We start from the raw sequence: 783 nt of genomic DNA, 5'->3' as shown, positions 1-783 counted from the left end.
GAGCCTGCGCTTGCGCGTCAATACCGCGTTTGTCCGAGGCGAAGAATAAGTGATGGAAGGTCGCCAGCGGCGGCGGGGCATATTGGTCTTGATGCTGGTTGTACCAGGCCTCAAGGACGCCGGGGGCGGGTTCACGAAGTGACGCTACGTCCTCTGCGAGAAAGTCCATCTTTTGCGCCAGTCGCCGGCGAATGATGGTGTCGTCTTTTTCGAGCCCGAGCTTCAATGCTTCGCGGTAGAGGATCTCCTCCTTCACATAATCATCGAGCATCCCTTGAAGCTGTTGATCGGTCGGCGGGCGTTGCCAGCGCGCCAGCCAGGAGATTTCGATCCGCTGAATATCGTCCGGGGTTATTTCGATACGTTGAGGGTCCTGATTGATCGCTGAGCTGTGCAAGCCACCGTAGAGGACAAACAGTCCAAAGCCAGCAATCAGGAAGTGCAGTAGCGGTTCTCGAAGGCAGCGTTTAATTAAAGAGAATCTGGATGTTGTTTCAGTAACCGTTAAGGTCATGACTTTTTGCCCCACGCTTAAATCGAACAGATTCGATGCGAACTGGAGTATTGCTCGTAACTCAAAATCTGCCACTGCATCTCATCACAGTAAAACGGTGCCGATCGAAGAAGTCGGCTAATACAGTCCGAAAAAGACGTCAGGCGTAGCGGGGATGTCCGAATTCTCAGCTCGGTACCCGTTCTAGCGCTATCGTCATTAATCGCGTCTTACATTCCCAAACTTTAGATATGGGTAAATCAGATGCACTGGCCGTTACTGATTCGAAA

At 52.1% G+C, this 783-nt stretch carries 1 pseudogene; it reads right to left on the bottom strand.

Going from position 1 to position 783, the window contains the following annotated elements:
* Positions 1-514: pseudogene (locus EAH78_RS32060) on the bottom strand (peptidyl-prolyl cis-trans isomerase); the annotation flags it as partial.
* Positions 515-783 lie beyond the last annotated feature (269 nt).

The organism is Pseudomonas arsenicoxydans (assembly GCF_006438915.1).
GTDB lineage: Bacteria > Pseudomonadota > Gammaproteobacteria > Pseudomonadales > Pseudomonadaceae > Aquipseudomonas > Aquipseudomonas arsenicoxydans_A.
This window is presented reverse-complemented; position numbering and strand designations above follow the sequence as displayed.